Below are 20,256 nucleotides of genomic sequence, written 5' to 3' on the forward strand. Positions count from 1 at the left end.
AGCCATCGTCGCCTTGGTGGGCCGTTACCCCCCCAACTAGCTAATGGCACGCAACCCCATCCAATTCCAATAAATCTTTAACCACGAAGTGATGCCACTCTATGGTCTTATGCGGTATTAATCCGCCTTTCGGCGGGCTATCCCCCAGAACTGGGTAGGTTGGTTACGCGTTACGCACCCGTGCGCCACTATTCCTATTGCTAAGAACCGTTCGACTTGCATGTATTAGGCCTGCCGCTAGCGTTCATCCTGAGCCAAGATCAAACTCTCCATTGTAAAATATTCCTACACCCGTGCGAACACGGGCTGATGTCGAGTGCTGACCTGCTCACATATTTGACGTTATCGTCTAATTCGTTTCGCTTGGTTTGTTTCACTGTGATTTTCCAGAAGAATAATCACCAAGTGTAACACTTACTATTTTGTCTGTTTCCGTCATTCAAAGAACGTGTGTCACTTCCATTTGAAGTGACAGTGTGGAGCTTGTTTCAACTCCTTTCCGTTGCTGTTGCAGTGCCCTGTGTTATTTGGGAGTGCAAAGGTACGAAGATTATATAATTTGGCAAGTTTTATTCGAAAAAGTTTTAATCTTTTTCTTTCGACTTTTCAAGTTTAGTCGCCTCCTTTTGAAGCGGGTTGCAAAGGTACGGTTGCTCTTTTCGGCTTTGCAAGTGGTTCGAAAAATAAATTTTTCTCGAAGCTTTCTAAGCGAGCGCAGAGAGTAGACAATGCTACTGGTGCGGGAGTTCCGGTCCTTTCAAAATTTTGCCCGAAGCTTTCGTTTCGTAGCGCCCAGCGGTCCGTTTGACGTTTTGGGACTGCAAAGGTAGGAGGAGTTTTTGGCGCAGCAAGGAGACGGATACGAAATACTTCAGAGAAGGTTGTAAGTAGCTGATTGATGCGACGAAAAATTTCTATCTGATGCGAGCAGGCATACTGTGTCTTTTGATTGACCTACCTTTTGCGTTAGGGAAAGTGCTTTTGTGGGAAGTCTATATCCTCGTAGTCGATACTCTTCTTACCTCTGGTTCTCCGCAATAGCGATTCACTACCACTGCTACTTTATAAGGGCATACAGTACTATTGCATCAAAAAGAAGTGCCGAGGGCAAGCGCCTGCAAAGCGTGCAGGTGCTTGCCCTCGGCACTTCTTTTTGGTTGGTGTGGTGCTTCCGGGTTCAGATTAGCGGTGGAGCGTGCTAACTCGGTCGGGGCCGACACTCACAATGCGAATGGGAACTTGCAGTTCCTGCTCTAAAAAGGTTAGGTAGGACTGTAGGTTGGTTGGAAGCTTGGCGGCGTCAGTAATCGTAGTGAGGTCGGTGTTCCAGCCGGGGAGGGTGATATACTCGGGAGTCACGGTAGTAAGCTGGCCGGGGTCAGGTAGCTGCGGGGTGCTTTCGCCGGTGGCGGTGCGGTAGTGAGTGCAGGCCTGGATTTCGGTGAAGGCATCGAGGACGTCAGCCTTCATCAGGTGCAGTTCGGTGACGCCATTTAGCATAATGGCGTATCGAAGGGCAGGCAGGTCTATCCAGCCGGTACGACGGGGACGACCTGTGGTAGAGCCGAACTCTCGGCCGGCCTGGCGGATTTGCTCGCCTACTTCGTCATGCAGTTCGGTGGGGAACGGGCCGCTGCCTACGCGGGTGCAATAGGCTTTGGTGATGCCGTAGACTTTATCGATGTGCCGTGGGGCGATGCCCAGACCGGTGCAAGCGCCAGCGGCGATGGTGCTGGACGACGTAACGTAAGGATAAGAACCGAAATCGATATCTAGTAGAGAGCCCTGCGCTCCTTCGGCGAGAATGCGTTTGCCTTGGGCAAGGAGGTCGTTGAGTAGGTACTCGGTATCGGTGAGTTGGAGGGTACGGAGGAAATCGACCGCGGAGAAGAACTCTGCTTCGAATTCTTCGACCTCCAGTTGCTTATTATAATGAGAAGCTAGCGAGGCATGCTGAGCGACAGCTTCTCTATATCGGGTTTCGAAGTCGGGAAGCAGGATATGACCAACGCGGAGGCCAACGCGGCCTATTTTGTCGGAATATGTGGGGCCGATGCCTTTAAGGGTACTGCCAATTTTGGAGCCGCCGCGAGCTTCCTCGTTGATGCGGTCGAGGGCGCGGTGCGATGGTAGGATGAGTTGAGCCTTTTTGGAGATGTAGAGGTTTTTGGCCCAGTCTACTCCCCTATCGGTAAGCTTTTGGAGTTCGGTGCGGAATACCACGGGGTCAAGTACGACGCCGTTGCCTACAATATTGAGGATGTGAGGATGAAAAATGCCGCTGGGCACTTGATGAAGGACGTGCTTTAAGCCGTCGAAGGTGAGGGTATGGCCGGCATTGGGACCACCCTGGAAGCGGGCTACGGCATCGTAGGTGGGAGCTAATACGTCTACGATTTTCCCTTTGCCTTCATCGCCCCATTGGAGGCCTACTAATACGTCTACTGGCATTGTACTGTGGTTGGTGTCGTCGTATGCACTGGAAGGGAAGTAAGTCCCTTGGTGCGTTTGAGAAAATGAAAGCTTATTAGGGTGCGCCTGCGCTTATGAATGCTTGTGCTCTGCTTTGGCGGTGGAACGAGCAAGACGCTAAGGGCAAAAAAACAGCCGCCCTATTGGACGGCTGGGATAAGTTGCTCGCGGGCGGCAGTTTCGTTGGCAGCTACGATGAAGATGTTGTTGAGTTTGGTAAGTGCCAGCATCTTTTTGGGGTGGTCGGCGGGGTTGATGAGTACCATCTCGCCACCGCGACTGCGGAACTTGGTGAGAAGGGAAACCAGAACGCCGATGCCGGTGCTGTTGATGTATCGGATTTCGGAGAGGTCGACGGCGCAGTTGGTGACAGCTTCGCCGAGGTGTTGGTTGACAGATGCGATGAGTTGCTCGGTGTCGGGACTGCCAATGAGGTCGCCGGAGAGGCGAACGAGCAGGACACCGTCTTGTAAAGAACTGGTGGTGGTCATGCGGGAAGGGTGGGATTGCGGACAGCGGCTTGGGCGCGACAGTCGCCGCAAATGCCGTAAAGATTTAAAGAGTGGTGCAAGATATGGAAGTTCAGAAGCTCGCCCACCATGGTTTGGATGCCGTGGATGCGGGGGTCGCAGAACTCCACCACTTTATGGCATTCGGTGCAAATGACGTGGTCGTGCTGACGGTAGCCGTAGCTCTTTTCGTACTGAGCGAGGTTGCGGCCAAACTGGTGTTTGCTCACGAGGCCCTGCTCTACCAACAGGTCGAGGGTATTGTAAACGGTAGCACGGCTCACCTGCAGGCCGCGCTCCTTCATGCCGGCGTAGAGCTCGTCAACATCGAAGTGTCCGCTTCGAGCATATATCTCTTCGAGAATAGCATACCGCTCGCCGGTTTTGCGCAGGCCTTTGTTTTCGAGGTGGGCAGTGAAGAGCTTGCGCACTTCGTCGAGCTTATCGGTATTGAGCGTGGCTTGCGAGGCCGCACTGGGCGTGTGCTTGGCAGCGTAACCCGTCTCGGACGAGCCGCCTACCTCCTGCCCTGCCGTTTTGGCTGGGTCTTGGTGAGCATGAGAAGCTGCTTGAGGGGAATTCACTGTATATATAAGGTGTAACTCGGACAAAGGTAAAATAATAGAAGCTGTATCAGCAGATGTGGCTTGCTGATTGGCTTTATGCTGAGTCAAATTCAAGCTAGGTAAGCAAGAGCAGCAGCTTTAGGTTTCTTACTGCTCGAAATAAAGGTGGTAATGGTTGGCGCAGCCCGGATTGAACTCGGCGTGGCACATCGGGCAGGTATTTTGGCAACTCAGGTACTCCGTAATGCTAAGCGTACCTCTGCAACTGCCGCAGTATATGGCCTCTTGGTTAAATTCGGATTTGGGCCAAACCATCGGGTCGTGGTCGGCGGCTTCGCGATGACACTCGATGCAGGCGTAGAAAGCACTACAGCACTTAAACTTGATGGCGATGATGTCGTGCTCGGAGTGGTAGTGGGCGCATTGGGTGCGCTCATTTACCTCGGTGCCGTGGCAGATGGTTGGGGCAGTAGTTTTCACTTCAACGAATCGAACCGTTCTACCTGCAGCACGCCGTTTACCTTGCTCAAGCGATGAATGAGCTTATTCAAGTGGTCGGTGTCGTTCACGAACACCATGATTTCTCCTTCAAAGATGCCGTCGTTGCTATCTACCGTGATGGCGCGCATATTCACCTTAAGACTGGTGCTAATAATGCGCGTCACATCGTTGACCAGACCGACTCGGTCGGTACCTTTTATGCGGATTCCGGCCAAAAAAGCCAGTTCGAGCTGGTCGGTCCACTTAGCACGCACGATGCGGTTGCCGTAATTCGACATCAAATCAACCGCACGGGGGCAACTCGTACGATGAATAATAATACCAGTGTCGGTTTCGAAACCGAACACATCATCGCCGGGAATGGGGTTGCAGCAACGGGCAATGCTATAGTTGAACTTGTCGGTGTTCTCGCCAACCACGAGCATGTCGGGCCGCACCCCACGGATTTTCTGCACCTCGTGGTCGAACGTTTTAGGCTCGAGCACGGAGGGCACGCTGGTAACCGGCTTATCAGCGTTGAATAGCGGCTCCCGAATGGCACGGCCATCAACTTGCCCAATGGCCAAGCGGTAATAAAACTCTTGAGCTGTTGGCACATTAAAATACGCCAGCAGCCGGTTGAAGTTCTCCTGGGTGAACGGCACCCCGATGATTTCCATCCGCTTTTCCAACATCTGGCGTCCGTCTTCGGTTTTGGAACGCTTGTCGTCGCGGAGGAAGTCTTTGATTTTAGACCGAGCCTTGGTGGTGATGACGTAGTTCAGCCACTCCGGCGTGGGCCGTTGCTTGTGCGAGGTCAGAATTTCAACTTGGTCACCGTTGTGCAGTTGGTAACTGAGCGGCTCCAGCTTCTGGTTGACTTTGGCCCCGAGGCAGCGCAAGCCAATCTGGGTGTGAATTTCGAATGCAAAATCAAGTGCGGTGGCCTTGTCGGGCAGAATAACAAGCTTGCCTTTGGGTGTGAAGGCATATACCTCCTTCACGAACAGGTTCTGGCGGAACTCGTCCATGAATTCCAGCGCGCTGGAGTTGTTTGATTCCAGCATCTCGCGCACTTTGTTCACCCAGCCTTCAAGCGAGCTTTCGGGCTGAATGCTGCCAGTATCTTTGTATTTCCAATGCGCGGCGTACCCTTTCTCGGCAATGTCGTCCATGCGCCGCGAGCGGATTTGCACTTCCACCCATTGCCCAGAACGGGACATCACGGTAGTGTGCAGGCTCTCGTAGCCATTGGCTTTGGGCGTAGAAACCCAGTCGCGCAGCCGGTCGGGGTTGGGCTGGTAAAAGTCGGTCACGATGCTGTACACTTGCCAGCAAGCCGCCTTTTCCTGCTCCGGCGGCACGTCCAGAATCACGCGGATGGCAAACAAATCATACACCTCGTCAAAGGTGATGTTTTGCTTTTTTATCTTTTTGAGGATGGAATAGATGCTTTTAGGCCGCCCTTTTATTTCGTATTCAAAGCCCTGCTCCTTCAGCTCGTCATCTATCGGCTGTACAAACTCTTTGATAAAGCGGTTGCGCGCGCTCTGGCTCTGGCGCACTTTGGCCTTGAGGTCGGTGTAGGTTTCAGTATCCGTAAATTTCAGATACAAATCCTCCAACTCACTCTTTATAGTATAAAGCCCAAGCCGATGCGCTAGTGGAGCATACAGATACAGTGTTTCCGAAGCAATTTTCAGCTGCTTATGCCGCGGCATCGAGTCCAGCGTCCGCATGTTGTGCAAGCGGTCAGCAATTTTGATGAGAATAACCCGCACGTCCTCACTGAGCGTGAGGAGCATCTTGCGAAAGTTTTCGGCCTGCTCGCTCGTGCCGTACTCAAAAACGCCCGAAATTTTCGTCAGCCCATCAATAATTCGGGCCACTTTGTTGCCAAACTCGCGCTCGATGTCCGAAATTTCGGTGGGTGTGTCTTCCACCACATCGTGCAGCAACGCCGCCACAATGCTGGTAGTGCCCAGGCCAATTTCCTCCACCGCAATCTGCGCCACCGCCAGCGGGTGCAGAATATACGGCTCGCCCGACTTACGACGCATCTCCTTATGTGCCTCAAGGCTCTGATTAAATGCCTTTTTAATCAGCTTAGGGTCACCATCATTCAGGTAAGGCTTGGCAGTACGCAGCAGTCGGCGGTAGTGGCGCAGGATTTCCTGGCGCTCAGCTTCGGGAGAGATAACGGGAGGCATAATAGGTAAAGTAACAAAGCACGGGCGGAAAAGGTCACTTTAAACTCATTACGCAGACTACTTACACTTGGGCTTTGCACGCAATGGATTTCCCGAGTACCTTTGCGGGCCCGTAGCAAACGGCCGCGTGGCGCTCATATGCGGATATGGCGAAATTGGTAGACGTGCCAGACTTAGGATCTGGTGCCGCAAGGCGTGTGGGTTCGAGTCCCTCTATCCGCACTTTTTTGATGTAGGCCTTCAGTCGCATAGGCTGGAGGCTTTTTTTTCAACTTTTCAACCTGGCCAGCGGAAGCCGGCTCTCCTGTTTTGAACATTACCCTCGACAAGAACGACGAGCAGCTGACCGGGCTGCTAACCGTGCACCTGACCGAAGCCGACTACGCTCCCACGGTTGACAAGCAAATCAAAGAGTACACCAAGCGTGCCCAGGTGAAGGGCTTCCGTCCCGGCATGGTGCCCGTAGGCATGGTGCGCAAGATGTACGGCAAAGGCATTCTGGCCGAGGAAATCAACAAAATGCTGGGCAAGGCCGTGGACTCCTATATTAAGGAGAACAACATCAAGCTGCTCGGCGAGCCCCTGCCGGTGCAGAGCAACGTGGATTTTGATACCGATAAGGACTTCGATTTCCAGTTTGAGCTGGGCCTGCTGCCCGACTTCGAGCTGCCCGCCGAGGGTGCCCTGCAAGTGGAGCGCCACCAGGTAACCATCGACGAGGAGACGCTGACCCAAACCAATGAGCAGATTGCTCGTCAGTATGGTGAGACGACTAATCCTGACGAGTCGGAAGCTGGCGACTACCTGTTCGGCAAGCTGAAGAAGGCTGACGAGGAAGGCGAAGGCCGCACGGTGTTGCTGCCCATCAACAAGGTGACGGGCGATGCGTCGCAGTTCATCGGCAAGAAAGGTGGCGACGTTATTACGTTTGACCTGCAGGCGGCTTTCGGTGGCGATGCGGCTTCGATTTCGAACTTCTCGGGCTTGAGCAAGGACGAGGCAGCTGCGGCTACCGGCGACTACGTGTTCAATGTAGAGAAGGTGAACCGCACGGCGGCGCCCGAAATGAACCAGGAGTTGTTCGACAAAGTATTCGGCCCCGAGGCCGTTTCGAGCCAGGAGGAGTTCGATGCTAAGGTGCGCGAGACCATCCAGTCGAATTACGACCGCGAGAGCGACGGCGCGCTGAACAACAGCATTGTGGAGCAGCTCGTGAACACCGTTGACATCAAGGTGCCCACGGAGTTCTTCAAGAAGTGGTTGGTGCGCGCCAACGAAGGCAAACTGACGCCCGAGAAGGTAGAAGAGCACTACAACGACTACGAGAAGGAGTTGAAGTGGAGCATGATTCGCAACAAGGTGGTGGAAGACGCCGGCCTGAAAGTGAGCAACGAGGAGATTGTAGACCGTACCCTCGACAAAATCATGGGCCAGTTCAACATGCCCAACATGCCCGACGAAATGCGCGAGTCGATGCGTCAGTACGCTGACCAATTCCTCAAGCAGGAAAACGGCAAAAACTACGTGAGCGAGTACGAGGCCATTCTGGCAGAGAAAGTGCTCGAAAACCTGCGCGGCAAAGTTGTTGTTACGGAAAAGCCCGTAACGGCCGAAGAATTCCGGACCCTGCACAGCTAGTAGTAGCCTCGCAGCTTCCTATTTTTCAAAAAGCCCTTACGACACCGTAAGGGCTTTTTTGTTGGGTTTCCGACAACATTCCTTTACTTCGTTCGTCTTTCTAACCTCACCCGCGCAAGCTTCGGCGGGCGCCTCATTTTCTTCAAATGCTGAATAAACAAGAGTTTCGCAAGTTTGCTGTTAAGCACCAGGGCCTCAGCGGGCTGGGTGTTGACCAATACATTCAACACGTGGAAGGCCAGACGCGCGGTGGCCTCATCATGCCAACTGGCATGACCCGCTCAGTAATTGAAGAGCGTCCCACGCGTTTCGCTGAAATCGACGTGTTCTCGCGCCTTATCATGGACCGGATTGTGTTCCTGGGCACTGCCGTAGATGACTATATCGCCAACATTCTGACGGCGCAGATGCTGTTCCTAGAGTCGGCCGATGCCAAGAAGGACATCTTGCTGTATATCAACTCGCCCGGTGGCTCGGTATATGCTGGTTTGGGCATTTATGACACCATGCAGTATGTGAACCCCGATGTGGCCACTATTTGCACGGGCCTCGCGGCTTCGATGGGTGCGGTATTGCTGGCCGGTGGTGCCGCCAACAAGCGTTCGGCCCTCCCCCACGCTCGTGTGATGATTCACCAGCCCTCGGGTGGTGCGCAGGGTCAGTCGTCGGACATCGAAATCACGGCCCGCGAAATCCTGAAGCTCAAGAAGGAGCTGTATGACATTTTGGCCCAACACACTGGCAAAACTTACCAGGAAATCCACGACAACTCGGACCGCGACTACTGGATGCGTGCCGACGAGGCCAAAGAGTACGGCCTGATTGACGAGGTACTGGAGAAGAAGAAAGACTAATCACGAATTGGTCGAGTTCTTCGGAATTCATTTTGCATCGAAAAAGCCCCTGCTTCATCAGCAGGGGCTTTTTGTTTTGTTTTAATCAAGAAGAATGACAGTATTTGAACGGGCTAAAACTTGCCGGTGATGCCTACTTTGAGGTAGGTTTGGTCGTAGCCCAGCTCGGTAAACACCCCAAGGTTTTCCAGCAAGAAATAGCGGCCACCCACGAAAATGCCGGGCCTTAACTTGACGCTATTTCCGGCATCGGGTGAGGCAATGCTGCCTTCAAATGAGGCCCTGGTGTATAGCAACCCAACTCCCAGGCCCCCATAAGCATCGAACTCGGGCAAGACGGGGTAGTGAAACGCGCCCCGCAGGGCCACTAGCACGTCGGTGTACTTCCAGTTGCCACCGTTGCCCAGGGCGTAGGAAGCCCTTTGGTAGCCCGCCAAAATGCCTGCTCCTAGCACACCGGGCCCGATTGTGAGCAGGCCGCGCTCGTATGACAGGCTAAGCGCCGGAGAGGCTGAAGGGCTCCCGCCGATGGCTTTTGACTCGTAATTGCTGCGGCTGCCCACGCCAATGCCGAAGTTCAGCACTTGGTCGCCGGCTACGAAAGGGCCGCCGGCAAACGTGGTGGGCAGCACGGTTTCGAGAAGAGAGGGTTCGGCCTCAGCGGCAGGCTCGGGGGGAGTGGTGGGGCGCGCAGGGGGCGCGGGAGTGGAAGTAGGCTTGGCAGCGGGCTTGGGTGCGGTGCTGGCGGGCCGGGCGGTGCGCTTGGGGGTTGGTTTGCGGGTGGTTTGGGCCTGGGCCCCGAAAAGGGGAAGAGCAGCCACCGATGCAGCTGCTACTAAAAGGCGAAAGACTCTCTTCATAGAACTACAAAGTAAAAGGGTCAGGAATGAAAAGAGCGAGGTCGAGCGGGTTTCGGCAGCTATTGAAGCTGTTTGAAAGTGTTTGAACACACTTTGGAATGCCGTACTGCGCTTGCTGGCTCTCAAAACAACGCCGTTGAGAAAACCAGATGAACCAACCCGCGGTTGTGCTCCGAAAATCAGGCGTGCCTGTGCGCCGTTGGCGCTCAAGCAACCCTCCGATGGCGAGTCGTGTCCTCGATAATATCCTGGCTGAGCAAGTGCCTGTAGCAGATGACAAAATTTCACCTATCAAACAGGGATGGTTTTATGAGTTGAAACGCTTTCATACTCAGATAATAGCTAATCCATACTTTTTGTGATGGCACCATTTTTCTCGTCGTAGGCGTTGGCCTTGTTGTACCTTTGAGCCCGCTTGTTTCAAAACTTGCCTTACCACCTACTATTCTATTCCTCTTTCCGTGGCTGAAATATCCTGTTCCTTTTGCAATAAGAGCAAGCGCGAAGTCGCCGTCATGATTTCGGGCATCAACGCCCACATCTGTGAAAAGTGTGTGGGCCAAGCTCAGCACATTCTCAACGAAGAAGCCAAAGCCCAGGACGCCAGCAAGCAACCCAAGTTTAATCTCATCAAGCCCAAGGCCATTAAGGAGCACCTCGACCAGTACGTGGTGGGCCAGGACGAGGCCAAGCGCGTGATGTCGGTAGCGGTGTATAACCACTACAAGCGTCTGATGCAGAAGCCCTCGGAAGACGAGGTGCAGATTGAAAAGTCCAATATCATTATGGTGGGCGAAACCGGCACTGGCAAAACCTTCCTGGCGCGCATGCTGGCCAAAATCCTGCAAGTGCCCTTCTGCATTGCCGATGCCACCGTGCTGACGGAAGCTGGCTACGTGGGCGAAGACGTGGAAAGCATCCTTACGCGCCTGCTGCAGGCCGCCGACTACAACTTGGAGGCAGCGGAGCGCGGCATTGTGTACATCGACGAAATCGATAAGATTGCCCGCAAGAGCGACAACCCCAGCATCACGCGCGACGTGAGCGGCGAGGGCGTGCAGCAGGCATTGCTGAAGCTTCTGGAGGGCACCGCCATCAACGTGCCGCCGCAGGGGGGCCGCAAGCACCCCGAGCAAAAGATGATTTCGGTGAACACTGAGAACATCCTTTTCATCTGTGGGGGCGCTTTTTCGGGCCTCGACCGCATTATCAAGAGCCGGCTCAACACCAAGCCGATGGGCTTCGCCAAGACCAACCTGGACGACCAGGTGGACACGGAGAACTTCCTGCGCTACGTATCGGCCCAGGACATTAAGTCGTTTGGCCTCATCCCTGAGCTTATTGGTCGCCTGCCAGTTCTCACACACCTCAACCCACTGGACCGCAGCACACTGCGCCTTATTCTGACCGAGCCGAAGAACTCGCTAGTGCGGCAGTACAAGCGCCTGTTTGGCATGGAGAACATTGAGCTTGACTTCACGGAAGAAGCCCTCGAATACATTGTGGAGAAAGCCGATGAGTACCGCTTGGGTGCCCGCGGACTGCGCTCCATCTGCGAGAGCATTATGACTGATGCCATGTTTGAAATGCCTTCAGAGGAAGGCGCCGATGCCCTGCTCATCAACCTGAGCTACTGCCGCAGCAAGTTTGAGAAATCGACGCTGCGCCACATGCGGGCTGCTTAGTACTACAGCTACACGCATAAAAAAGGCCCGCCAATTGGCGGGCCTTTTTTATGCGCGAAACGGCCGGGAGATGGTCGACCCGGCGCTATTATTCTACTACCACGCGCTGAATGCTCGGGGCGCGACCTTCTATTTGCACGGTGAGCAAGTAGGTGCCGCTGGCCAGGCCGGCGGTGCTTAGCTCGGTGGTGTTGCCGCTGAAGCTGCGGGTGGCGATGGTCTGGCCCAGCACGTTGCGCAGGGTGAGCTGGGCTTTGCCAGTAGAAGCTGTTAGGCGTACGTTCAGAATGCCTTTGCCGGCGACTGGATTAGGCCAGACGCTGAACTCGCTTTTGCTGGCATTGGCAGTAGCGGTGGCGGTGGTTACGGTGAAGGCGGTGCCTACGGTGAAGCCGTTGGGCGTGGTCACAACGACATTGCCGGTGGTGGCACCAACCGGAATGGTGAAGGTGATGGTGGTGCTGTTGACCACGGTGAAGCCAGTGACAGGCAAGCCGTTTAAAGTGAGAGCGGTGGCGCCGGTCAGGTCGGTGCCAGAGAGGGTGACGACGGTGCCAACCGGCCCGCTATTGGGGCTGAGGCCAGTGACAGTGGGCGTGCAAGTAGCGGTGAGCGTGAACGGACCCGTTTCGGAGCCGAGGCCGTTGTCGAAGCCGGTCAGGAAAATGCGATAGACCGTGCCCGCCACCGAGGGAAACGTGACGGTAGAAGTTGTAGTCCCGTCGGTGCAGACTGGCAACGAATCGTCGTTGCCGATTACGCAGGTGTAGGAACCGCACGTGCCCGTGTAAACAAACAGCATGGTGTCGAAACCGGTGGCGGCGTTGCAGGTCGTAAGGGTAATGTTGGTGCCGGTGCCCACAATGGTGTAGAAAACCCCACCGCCCTGAATGTCTTCGTCGCAGGTGCCGGTGGGGTCGCCGGTATCGGTCACTCCCTCGGTATTGCCGGTGACTGTTTGGCCACAAGTCAGCGCGATGGCATTGGCACACAAATCATTGACAGGCGGCACCACAAAGGCAGTATTGGAAACGCTTACCCCGCCGGGAGTTGTGACGGCAATGAGCCCGGTGGTAGCGCCGGTGGGCACGGTCACGGTAATCTGCGTGGCCGAATTCACGGTGAAGGTGGGCGCGGCCGTGCCGTTGAAAGTTACTTGCGTAGCATCGGAAAAAAAGTTGCCGGTTAGGACCACCACCGTACCTGCTGCTCCGGAAGCAGGCGTAAACGAAACAACGACAGGGGCTGGAATTACCGTGAAGCTGGTGGCGGAAACACCGGTAGCGATGGGCGTGATAATGGAAATGGGGCCGGTGGTGGCGTTTACGGGCACGGTGGCCGTTATCTGAGTGGCCGAGTTTACCGTAAAGCTGGGCGCGTTGGTGCCGTTGAAAGTCACGCGGGTGGCACCGCTGAAGTTGGTCCCTGTGATGATTACACTAGTCCCTACAGGACCGGCCATCGGTGAGAAACTGCTGATAATTGGAGGAGGACCAACAATAAACGAAGCAGTGGAGGTGGCTGTCCCGGTTGGGCCCGTGACGGTGATGGGGCCCGTGGTGGTGCCGGCTGCCACGGTGGCCGTGAGCTGAGTGGGCGAGTTCACCGTGAAGCTGGTTGCCGCAACACCGTTGAAGCTAACGGCCGTGGCGCCCGTGAAATTTGAGCCCAGCACGGTGACGACCGTACCGGCCAGCCCGCCGGTGGGCGTGAAGCTGCTGATGGACGGCCCCACCGTGGGCGGCGTGATGGTGAAGTTGGCGTTTGAGATGTCGAAGAAGTAGTTGTCGGCGGCCTCCACCATTACGCGGGCCTGGGTTTGGGTCGAAGTGGGGCTGGGAGCTATTACCACGGCCGAGCCGTCGTTGGGTTCGTTTTGAGCCAGCAGCACGGGGTAGGTCAGGCCGCCGTCGAGGCTCAGGCGCAGGTTGACGAGGGCGCAGCTAACGGGGGCGTTGGTGGTACCGGCAACGTCCCAGGTTACGGTTTGGGCCGCGCCGCCGGTCCAGGACACGGCGGTATTGGGGGCAGTCACGACAAAAGGCCCCGAGGTGCTGGTTACCGCCAGGTTGACGAAAGGGCTGAAGTCTACACCGCCAATTACGCCGGCCGGGCCGCTGTGCTCGTCGCGGGCCGTGCAGCGAAACCGCATTGTGCGCGTTACGACTGGTAGCCGCTCGCCCAGCGTAGTGGTGTTATTTACGAGGTCGATTAGGCGGGGGAAATAGCGCGTGCTTGAAGCAGTGGGGTTGAAAGAGCGGAAAAGCGGCACGTTCTGGCCGGGCACCTGGGCAGCCGTAGGCGCAGACTGCGGGCCGGTGTCCATTTGCTCCCACGAGTACGTGAGGGGGTCGTTTTCGGCGTCGGTAGCCGTGGCCGTGAGCTTGAAGGGCGTGCCGATGGGCAAGGTTCTGCCGCTGGCTGGGGCCGTTACCACAGGGGCCGTGTTGCCGGTGGGCAAGTTGGCGGCGGTGTTGCAGGTCGTGCTTTCGATGAACGTGCGCATTTCCTGGAAGCTACCGGTGTGAAAAACCGCATCGGAAGCGGTCTGCACGTTATTGCTGGGGCCGCAGATGCCCGCGTAGGCCATGATGGTGGTGCCCGAACCTGGCTCCCAGGCCGTAGGGGCATTGCGGTTTCCACCGGCACAATTGTCGGCGTCGCCGTTGAAGGAATGGCTGCCACCAAACTGGTGCCCCATTTCATGCGCAACAAAATCGATGTCGAAGGCGTCGCCTGTAGGGTTTGGCAAGCCAGTGACGCCGCCTGCTTTCAATGTGGCGTTGCACACTGAGCCCTGGTAGGCTATGCCCCCCTCGCCCGTGCCGAACACATGGCCAATGTCGTAGTTGGCAGTGCCAATAATGGCGTCCAGATTGGTCTGGTTCTGGGCCAGCATGGCGTTGGCGTTGTTATTGGTATAGGGCGTGTTCGGTTGGGGACCTGTGCCACTCAGAAAAACCAGCTGGTTGTTGTTGGGCACCAGCACCATGCGTACGGCCAATTCCTTCTCGTACACGCCCACCACACGGTTGACCGTGGATACTTCGCTGGCCAACACGCTGGCAACGGTGTTGCCCTTGACCAGCGCGTATTGGGGTGTGCACGCCAGTGCCAGGCGATAGGTACGCAGCACCGAGCCGCTGGGAGCGGACGGGCGGGCACTGCCGTTGGTGCCTGTGTTGGGCTGCTTGGCAACTGCTGATTTCGGCTGCTTACTTACTGCGCCGCAAGGAGCTACTCGGACCGCCGCGCGGTTCATATCGCGCCGATAGAAGCTCAAGTAATGCCGCATGTCAGTCTGGCTCACGGGGTCGACGTAGAAGCTATTGCCGGCCGTAGTGAGCACCTGCGCATGAAAGCCTTGCGGCGTCATGTCGAGGCGCACCGAGGCTGCGGGGTCATCGAGGCCCACGCCGGCGTAGGTTTTAATCTCGGGAAAGCGGGCGGCCAGGGCCGGAGCCATTACCGCCGTTTGGCGCAGGGCAAAGCGCCCGGTAGTGCCGTCGGGTAAAGGCAGGGCGAACACCAACGGCGCCGCGCCGGCCTGAGCTTCGGCCGGCGCCGTGGCCAGCGTGCCGCGCATGGCGGCTACATCGAGCGTTAGAGCTTGAGACCGAAACAGCGCCGACGCCAGCGTCGAGGCCACGGCTGCTGCACGGGCTTCGGCATTGGCCTGAAAAAGCACCGCCCCCCCCCGTTGCTGGGCCCGAGCGCCGGATATAAAACCAAGGGCTAAAAGCAGGCAAGCCCCCAGTCGGCCAAAACCATTTCTGAAGGTAGAGCGCTCCGAGGATGAAGGAGCAACCGGCTTGGGCGTATTTGATTTTTTCATGCAGCGGTGGCCTGGAATAGAAATAGTAAAACTAAGAAAAAACCACTAGCCATTTTTCCGAATTTAAGTTCCTGATTGGCTGGAGCAATGAGGATTGTTTCAGAGTTGAGTACTTGAATGGGCATGTAGAATGCAGTTGAACATGAGCTCAATCCGCATTGGTTTAATTCAAGAGCAATTCTGTATTCTGACAGCTAACCGTAACAGAAGTTCAAAAAGCGAATTCCGGCTGTTGGGAAGTATCAAAGCAACCAACAAAAAAGCTCCGGGTTAGTACCCGGAGCTTTTGCACGTTTAATGGATGTGGGTGGCCGTTGCAGACACTGCGGCCTCTTGATTCACGGCTTATTTCTGGCGTGCAGCTGAGCGGCGCGGCTCAGCCAACTTGCAGGTACTTCACCATCAGCTCGGCGGTTTTTCTGGCGGCTTGCTGCTGGCCTAGCTTTTCGCGAATTTCGGCATAGCCGGCCTTGATGCGGGCCATGTATTCGTCGTTTGTCAGCATGGTCTTCAGCTCATCGAGCAGATTGCGGGCGTTGAAATCGTTCTGAATTAACTCCTTCACCACGGCCCGGCCCGCAATCAGGTTGACGAGGGATATAAAGGGCACTTTGATGACCATCTTGCCAATGGCGTAGCTCAGGTTGCTGGTGCGGTAGCACACAATCTGGGGCACGCCGAACAGGGCCGTTTCGAGCGTGGCCGTGCCGCTGGTGACAAGGGCCGCCTTGGCGTGGCTGAGCAGGTCAAACGTTTGCTCGAACAGGAAGCGAATGCCGTTGCGCTCAAAGTGGCGGTAGTAGTTCGGGTCGAGGTTGCTGACGCCGGCCACCACAAACTGGTACTCTTGAAAGCCGGGCAAAATGGCAATCATTTCGTGCAGCATTTCCTCAATTTCCTGCTTGCGCGAGCCCGGTAGCACGGCGATAATCGGCTTGTTGGGGTCGATACGGTTGCGCTCGAAGAAGTCGGGCGTGGGCTGAAACTCGGCCACTGCGTCGGCCGTGGGGTTGCCGGTGTAGTCGACGCCGTAGCCGAATTTGTTGTAGAACTCTTCTTCGAAAGGCAGAATGACGAACATCCGGTCTACGCGGGCCTTTACTTTCTCAACGCGTCCCTGGTTCCAGGCCCAGATTTTGGGTGAGATGTAGTAAAACACCTTGATTCCATTGTCTTTGGCCACTTTGGCCATGCGCAGATTGAAGCCAGCATAGTCTACCAGAATCAACACGTCGGGCTTGTACGTCAGCAAATCGGCCTGGCACTGCTTCAGGTAGCCTCGAAACTTGAGGACGCTGGTGGCTGCTTCCACAAAGCCCATGATGGCCAGGTCCTGGTAGTGACGCACCAACTCGCCGCCGACGGCCTGCATTTGGTCGCCGCCCCAGAAACGAAACTGCGCGTTGGCGTCTTGGCCTTGCAGCTCGCGCATGAGGTGGGCGGCGTGAAAGTCGCCCGACCGCTCGCCGGCAATTAGGTAATATTTCATTTAACAATTATCAATTAGCATTTAACACGCAGTTCTTATCATCAACATTTTCCGGCTGCCTGCAACTGACGCATGCGCCTGTTAAATGTTACTTGATAGATGTTAAATGAGGTTACCCGTAGTATTCCACGAAGTTGCGTGGGGTCTCGTAGAGCTTCACGCAGTGTAGCTTGGCCTCGGTGATGGTGGGCAGCTCGCGCTCCAAAATTTGCCAGAAGGCGAGTACTAGGTTCTCAGTGCTGGCCATTTGGCCGGCCATGAAGGGCACGTCGAGGTTGAGATTTTTATGGTCGACCTGCTCGGTGATGTGGGTGCGCAGGAGGTCAGATAGGGCTTTAAGGTCTACAACGAAGCCAGTTTCGGGGTCGGGCTGACCTTTCACGGTCACAATGAGGTCGTAATTGTGGCCGTGCCAGTTGGTGTTGGCGCAGGGGCCAAACACCTCGCGGTTGCGCTCGTCGCTCCACTTGGGGTTGTGCAGCTTGTGGGCGGCGTTAAAATGTTCCTGACGGCTAACGTATATCATTTTGATTTTGAGCTTTTAGCTACTGGCTGTCAGCTATTAGCTTTCAAACAGTCCTTCTAAAAAGTAGCTAACGGCCAGTAGCTAAAAGCTAGTAGCCTAACTATTTTTCCGCAGCAAATATACGAAGAAGGGTACCCCGAACAGGGCCGTGACCAAGCCCACCGGCAAGCCAGCTGGCGGGTAGAGCACGCGGGCCAATAGGTCGCAGGCCAACAGAAAACACCCGCCCAGCAGCGCGCACACCAGCAAATTGTAGCGCCCCGTAGTGCCCAGCACCCCCCGGGTGAGGTGCGGAACCAGCAGGCCCACAAACCCTACCGGGCCGCACAGCGCTACCACGCCCCCGGTGAGGGCTGCCGCCAGCAGCACCAGCAGCCAACGCCGTTGGGCCACGGGCAGGCCCAGGGCAGCGGCTCGCTCCTCGCCCAGCAACAGCAAGTTGAGGTCTTTTTGCAGGAAGGCCAACAGGAAAAGGCTGACGCCTAAAACGCCCGCTGGATACGGCAGCACGCTCCAACTGGCCCGCTCAAAACTGCCAAAGGCCCAGAACACGATGCTGCGCAAGTTGCCTTCGGCACTGGCCAGGAAGGTGAGCAGGCTGCCAATGGCCGCCGCTAGCGCCCCTACCGCCACACCGGCCAGCAGCAGCGGTGCGGGCAAAATCTTGCCCCGTCGGGTGCCCAGCGCCACTACCAGCAGGGTGGCCCCAAAGGCCCCCACCAGGGCTGCCACCGGTGGCAGGTACACGCCGGCTACGGTGAGTGAGGGCACCAGTACAAAAGATATAATAGCGCCCAACGAAGCCCCCGAGGCCGTACCTAGCAGATAAGGGTCGGCCAGGGGATTGGTTACCAAGGTTTGGAGCAAATAGCCGCTCACGGCCAGACTAGCGCCGGCCAGCAGCGCCAACACGATGCGCGGCAGGCGCAACTCGACCAGCACGAGTTGGGCTGGGTCGGCGGGGTTGTAGTGCTGCAACGTGCTCCACATGAAGGAGTACGGCGTAGTGTAGCTACCCACACGCAGGCCCAGCAGCACCAGCAGCACCAGCAGCACTACGCCAAAGGCTAACCACAGAGCGGGGCGAGGGACAGCCATTATTGCGCAGACACGAGGGGTGGCTGAAGCAGCTTCTGCAGCTCGCGCACTGCTTCTACCACGCGGGGGCCCGGGCGCTCCATGAGGTTGCCGGTAATAGGATATACGCGCCGGGTCTGGTAGGCGCGAATGCGGCGTAGCTCGGGGTAATTCTTGAAGAAGGTGCTGTCCAGCTTGCCGAAGCTGCCGCCGAGCAGCACATCGGGGTTCAGCTTGAGGATGTACTCGCGGGTGAGGGCTGGGTAGGGCTGGGAGAAAGTTTCGGTGACGGCGTTTTGGCCCCCGGCCAGCCGGATTTCATCGGTAAAGAGCGTGTTCTGGCCGTAGCAATAGATGGGGTCCTGCCAGGTGATGGCCAGCACTTTGGGGGCAGTGGTGGCTGGCGTGGGCGAGGCACTGAGCGCCTTTAACTCCAGACGGAGCGAATCGGCGAGGTGTTTGGCCTGGGGCTGGCGGCCCAGCAGGCGGCCCATGTCTTCGATACCCGTGAACACGTCTTCAACCTTGCGAAAACGCTGGTAGTACACTGAAATACCTAGCTCCTGCAGGCGTTGGGCGTCGTCGACGGAGGTGATGCCTTCCACGGTGAAGACGATGTCGGGGTGCAACAGCACCAGCTTTTCCATGTCGATGGGGTAATTATTCACTACCGGCTTTTGGCGGACGATGGCGGGGTAATTGTCTTGCGGCACGCGGGCCACGATGGTGGCGGTATCGGCGATGGCGTAGAGCATTTCGGTCATGCTGGGGGCCAGGGCCATTACGCGGCGCGGATTGGCCGGCAGGTTGAGGGTGCGGCCCAGGCCGTCGGTTACGGCCACCGTGGCGGCTTGTTTGGATTGGGACTGGCAGCCGGCCAGCAAGCCGAGGGTTAAAAGCAGAGAAAAGAAGCGCATGGGACAAAGGTAGGCCCGATGCCCATCGGCCAAGTGCAACGGTTTACCTTTGCCCCGTTCCAAACCCGCCTCCTATGATAGTAGTCACCGGCGCGGCCGGCTTCATTGCCAGCTGCCTAGTTTCCCGCCTCAATGCCGCCAATTTCAACGACGTGGTGGTGGTTGATAATTTTTCGGTTGAAAAGAAGCTGCCCAATATTCGGGGCAAAAAGCTGCGCGAGTACGTGGACCGGGAAACGTTCTTTGACTGGCTCGACACCAACCATGCGCAAGTAGAGTTCGTGTTTCACCTCGGGGCCCGCACCGACACGACTGAAATGGACCCAGCCGTGTTCGACCTGCTCAACCTCAACTACTCTAAGCGGATGTGGCAGGCCTGCTGCAAATACCAGCTGCCGCTGGTGTACGCCTCCTCGGCTGCAACCTACGGCGACGGCACCCTGGGCTACACCGATACTGAGGAAGCTCTGTTCCCGCTCTACCGGCCGCTGAACCCTTACGGCGATTCCAAAAACGACTTCGACAAATGGGCCTTGGAGCAAACCGAGAAGCCGTATTTCTGGGCCGGGCTGAAGTTTTTCAACGTGTACGGCCCCAATGAGTACCACAAGGGCCGCATGGCCTCGGTTATCATGCACGCCTTCAATCAGATTCAGCAAACGGGCTCGATGATGCTCTTCAAGTCGCACCACCCCGACTACACCGACGGCGGGCAGATGCGCGACTTTGTGTACGTGAAAGACGTGGTGGAAGTGTGCTACTTCCTGCTGCACCACCGGAAAGATTCGGGCATCTACAACCTGGGCAGTGGCGAGGCCCGCACCTTCCTCGACTTGGCCATGAACACTTTCAACGCCCTGGGCCGCACGGTCGACATCCAGTTTAAGGACACGCCCGAGGACATTCGCGACAAGTACCAGTACTTTACCGAGGCCGACATGAGCAAGCTCAAGAGCATCGGTTACGACAAGCCCTTCACCCGCCTGGAAGATGGGATTGCCGATTATGTGCAGAATTACTTGGTGCCAGGCATGTACATGTAGGCTGATTTCTTTAGTTTGCGTGGAGGAAATGGCCCCAAAACCATCCGGGGGCTTGGTGGTTGCCACTTCTCTACCGCTCCTGACTTCGGCGCTGA

General features: G+C 56.4%; 15 protein-coding genes, 1 tRNA gene and 1 rRNA gene. 5 read left to right on the forward strand and 12 right to left on the reverse strand.

Translation table 11 applies throughout. The annotated features are described in order from the left end of the window. The 6 genes from BMZ66_RS18650 to BMZ66_RS18675 all read right to left on the reverse strand — a co-directional run. Positions 1 to 276 (reverse strand): 16S ribosomal RNA (locus tag BMZ66_RS18650); the annotation flags it as partial. A gap of 906 nt (positions 277 to 1,182) precedes the next feature. Beyond that, on the reverse strand, positions 1,183 to 2,451 hold the full coding sequence (locus BMZ66_RS18655; protein WP_092677152.1) for an adenylosuccinate synthase: 1,269 nt from the start codon (positions 2,449 to 2,451) through the stop codon (positions 1,183 to 1,185). Positions 2,452 to 2,612: 161 nt separating this feature from the next. Further along, the gene (locus BMZ66_RS18660) at positions 2,613 to 2,963 is read right to left on the reverse strand and encodes an STAS domain-containing protein (RefSeq protein ID WP_092677154.1); all 351 of its coding nucleotides are present in this window, start codon (positions 2,961 to 2,963) and stop codon (positions 2,613 to 2,615) included. Continuing rightward, a complete protein-coding gene (locus BMZ66_RS18665) occupies positions 2,960 to 3,412 on the reverse strand; it encodes a Fur family transcriptional regulator (protein WP_092677768.1) in 453 nt (150 codons plus the stop codon). Before BMZ66_RS18665 ends, BMZ66_RS18660 begins: the two co-directional genes overlap by 4 nt. A 282-nt stretch (positions 3,413 to 3,694) precedes the next feature. Further along, entirely contained in the window at positions 3,695 to 4,027 is a 333-nt protein-coding gene (locus BMZ66_RS18670; RefSeq protein WP_092677156.1) for a CHY zinc finger protein, read from the reverse strand. Beyond that, on the reverse strand, positions 4,024 to 6,237 hold the full coding sequence (locus BMZ66_RS18675) for a RelA/SpoT family protein (RefSeq protein WP_092677158.1): 2,214 nt from the start codon (positions 6,235 to 6,237) through the stop codon (positions 4,024 to 4,026). Before BMZ66_RS18675 ends, BMZ66_RS18670 begins: the two co-directional genes overlap by 4 nt. Before the next feature lie 140 nt (positions 6,238 to 6,377). Here BMZ66_RS18675 and BMZ66_RS18680 point away from each other — a divergent pair. The 3 genes from BMZ66_RS18680 to BMZ66_RS18690 all read left to right on the forward strand — a co-directional run bounded on the left by BMZ66_RS18680 (position 6,378) and on the right by BMZ66_RS18690 (position 8,729). Continuing rightward, positions 6,378 to 6,459 (forward strand) — tRNA-Leu (locus BMZ66_RS18680). Positions 6,460 to 6,546: 87 nt separating this feature from the next. Continuing rightward, the gene (tig, locus tag BMZ66_RS18685) at positions 6,547 to 7,875 is read left to right on the forward strand and encodes a trigger factor (RefSeq protein WP_092677160.1); all 1,329 of its coding nucleotides are present in this window, start codon (positions 6,547 to 6,549) and stop codon (positions 7,873 to 7,875) included. A gap of 146 nt (positions 7,876 to 8,021) precedes the next feature. Continuing rightward, positions 8,022 to 8,729: a ClpP family protease gene (locus BMZ66_RS18690; RefSeq protein WP_092677162.1), complete on the forward strand. Its 708-nt coding sequence runs from the start codon at positions 8,022 to 8,024 to the stop codon at positions 8,727 to 8,729. A gap of 113 nt (positions 8,730 to 8,842) precedes the next feature. On the opposite strand, the gene BMZ66_RS18695 is transcribed toward BMZ66_RS18690, so the two are convergent. Further along, positions 8,843 to 9,589: a hypothetical protein gene (locus BMZ66_RS18695; protein ID WP_143080282.1), complete on the reverse strand. Its 747-nt coding sequence runs from the start codon at positions 9,587 to 9,589 to the stop codon at positions 8,843 to 8,845. 461 nt (positions 9,590 to 10,050) lie between these two features. On the opposite strand from BMZ66_RS18695, the gene clpX reads away from it, so the two are divergent. Beyond that, the gene (clpX, locus tag BMZ66_RS18700; RefSeq protein WP_092677166.1) at positions 10,051 to 11,274 is read left to right on the forward strand and encodes an ATP-dependent Clp protease ATP-binding subunit ClpX; all 1,224 of its coding nucleotides are present in this window, start codon (positions 10,051 to 10,053) and stop codon (positions 11,272 to 11,274) included. An 88-nt stretch (positions 11,275 to 11,362) separates the two neighbouring features. Here the strand turns inward: clpX and BMZ66_RS18705 are convergent, their stop codons facing one another. From BMZ66_RS18705 to BMZ66_RS18725, 5 genes are all read right to left on the reverse strand, one after another. Next, complete coding sequence (locus BMZ66_RS18705) at positions 11,363 to 15,109, reverse strand: reprolysin-like metallopeptidase (protein ID WP_092677168.1); 3,747 nt, start codon at positions 15,107 to 15,109, stop codon at positions 11,363 to 11,365. 376 nt (positions 15,110 to 15,485) lie between these two features. Next, positions 15,486 to 16,598, reverse strand: coding sequence for a lipid-A-disaccharide synthase (gene lpxB, locus BMZ66_RS18710; RefSeq protein ID WP_092677170.1), 1,113 nt, complete (start codon positions 16,596 to 16,598; stop codon positions 15,486 to 15,488). Positions 16,599 to 16,710: 112 nt separating this feature from the next. Beyond that, complete coding sequence (locus BMZ66_RS18715) at positions 16,711 to 17,124, reverse strand: 6-pyruvoyl trahydropterin synthase family protein (protein WP_092677172.1); 414 nt, start codon at positions 17,122 to 17,124, stop codon at positions 16,711 to 16,713. A 96-nt stretch (positions 17,125 to 17,220) separates the two neighbouring features. Beyond that, positions 17,221 to 18,222, reverse strand: coding sequence for a FecCD family ABC transporter permease (locus BMZ66_RS18720; RefSeq protein ID WP_092677174.1), 1,002 nt, complete (start codon positions 18,220 to 18,222; stop codon positions 17,221 to 17,223). Next, positions 18,222 to 19,118 (reverse strand): ABC transporter substrate-binding protein, encoded by an 897-nt coding sequence (locus tag BMZ66_RS18725; protein WP_092677176.1) that lies wholly within the window; start codon positions 19,116 to 19,118, stop codon positions 18,222 to 18,224. The genes BMZ66_RS18720 and BMZ66_RS18725 overlap by 1 nt, the downstream gene beginning before the upstream one ends. 74 nt (positions 19,119 to 19,192) lie before the next feature. Between BMZ66_RS18725 and rfaD the strand changes: the two genes are divergently transcribed. Next, positions 19,193 to 20,161 carry an ADP-glyceromanno-heptose 6-epimerase gene (rfaD, locus tag BMZ66_RS18730; RefSeq protein ID WP_092677178.1) on the forward strand — a complete coding sequence of 323 codons (969 nt, stop codon included), beginning with the start codon at positions 19,193 to 19,195 and terminating at the stop codon, positions 20,159 to 20,161. Positions 20,162 to 20,256 lie beyond the last annotated feature (95 nt).

This window comes from Hymenobacter arizonensis (assembly GCF_900115775.1).
Classification (GTDB): Bacteria; Bacteroidota; Bacteroidia; order Cytophagales; family Hymenobacteraceae; genus Hymenobacter; species Hymenobacter arizonensis.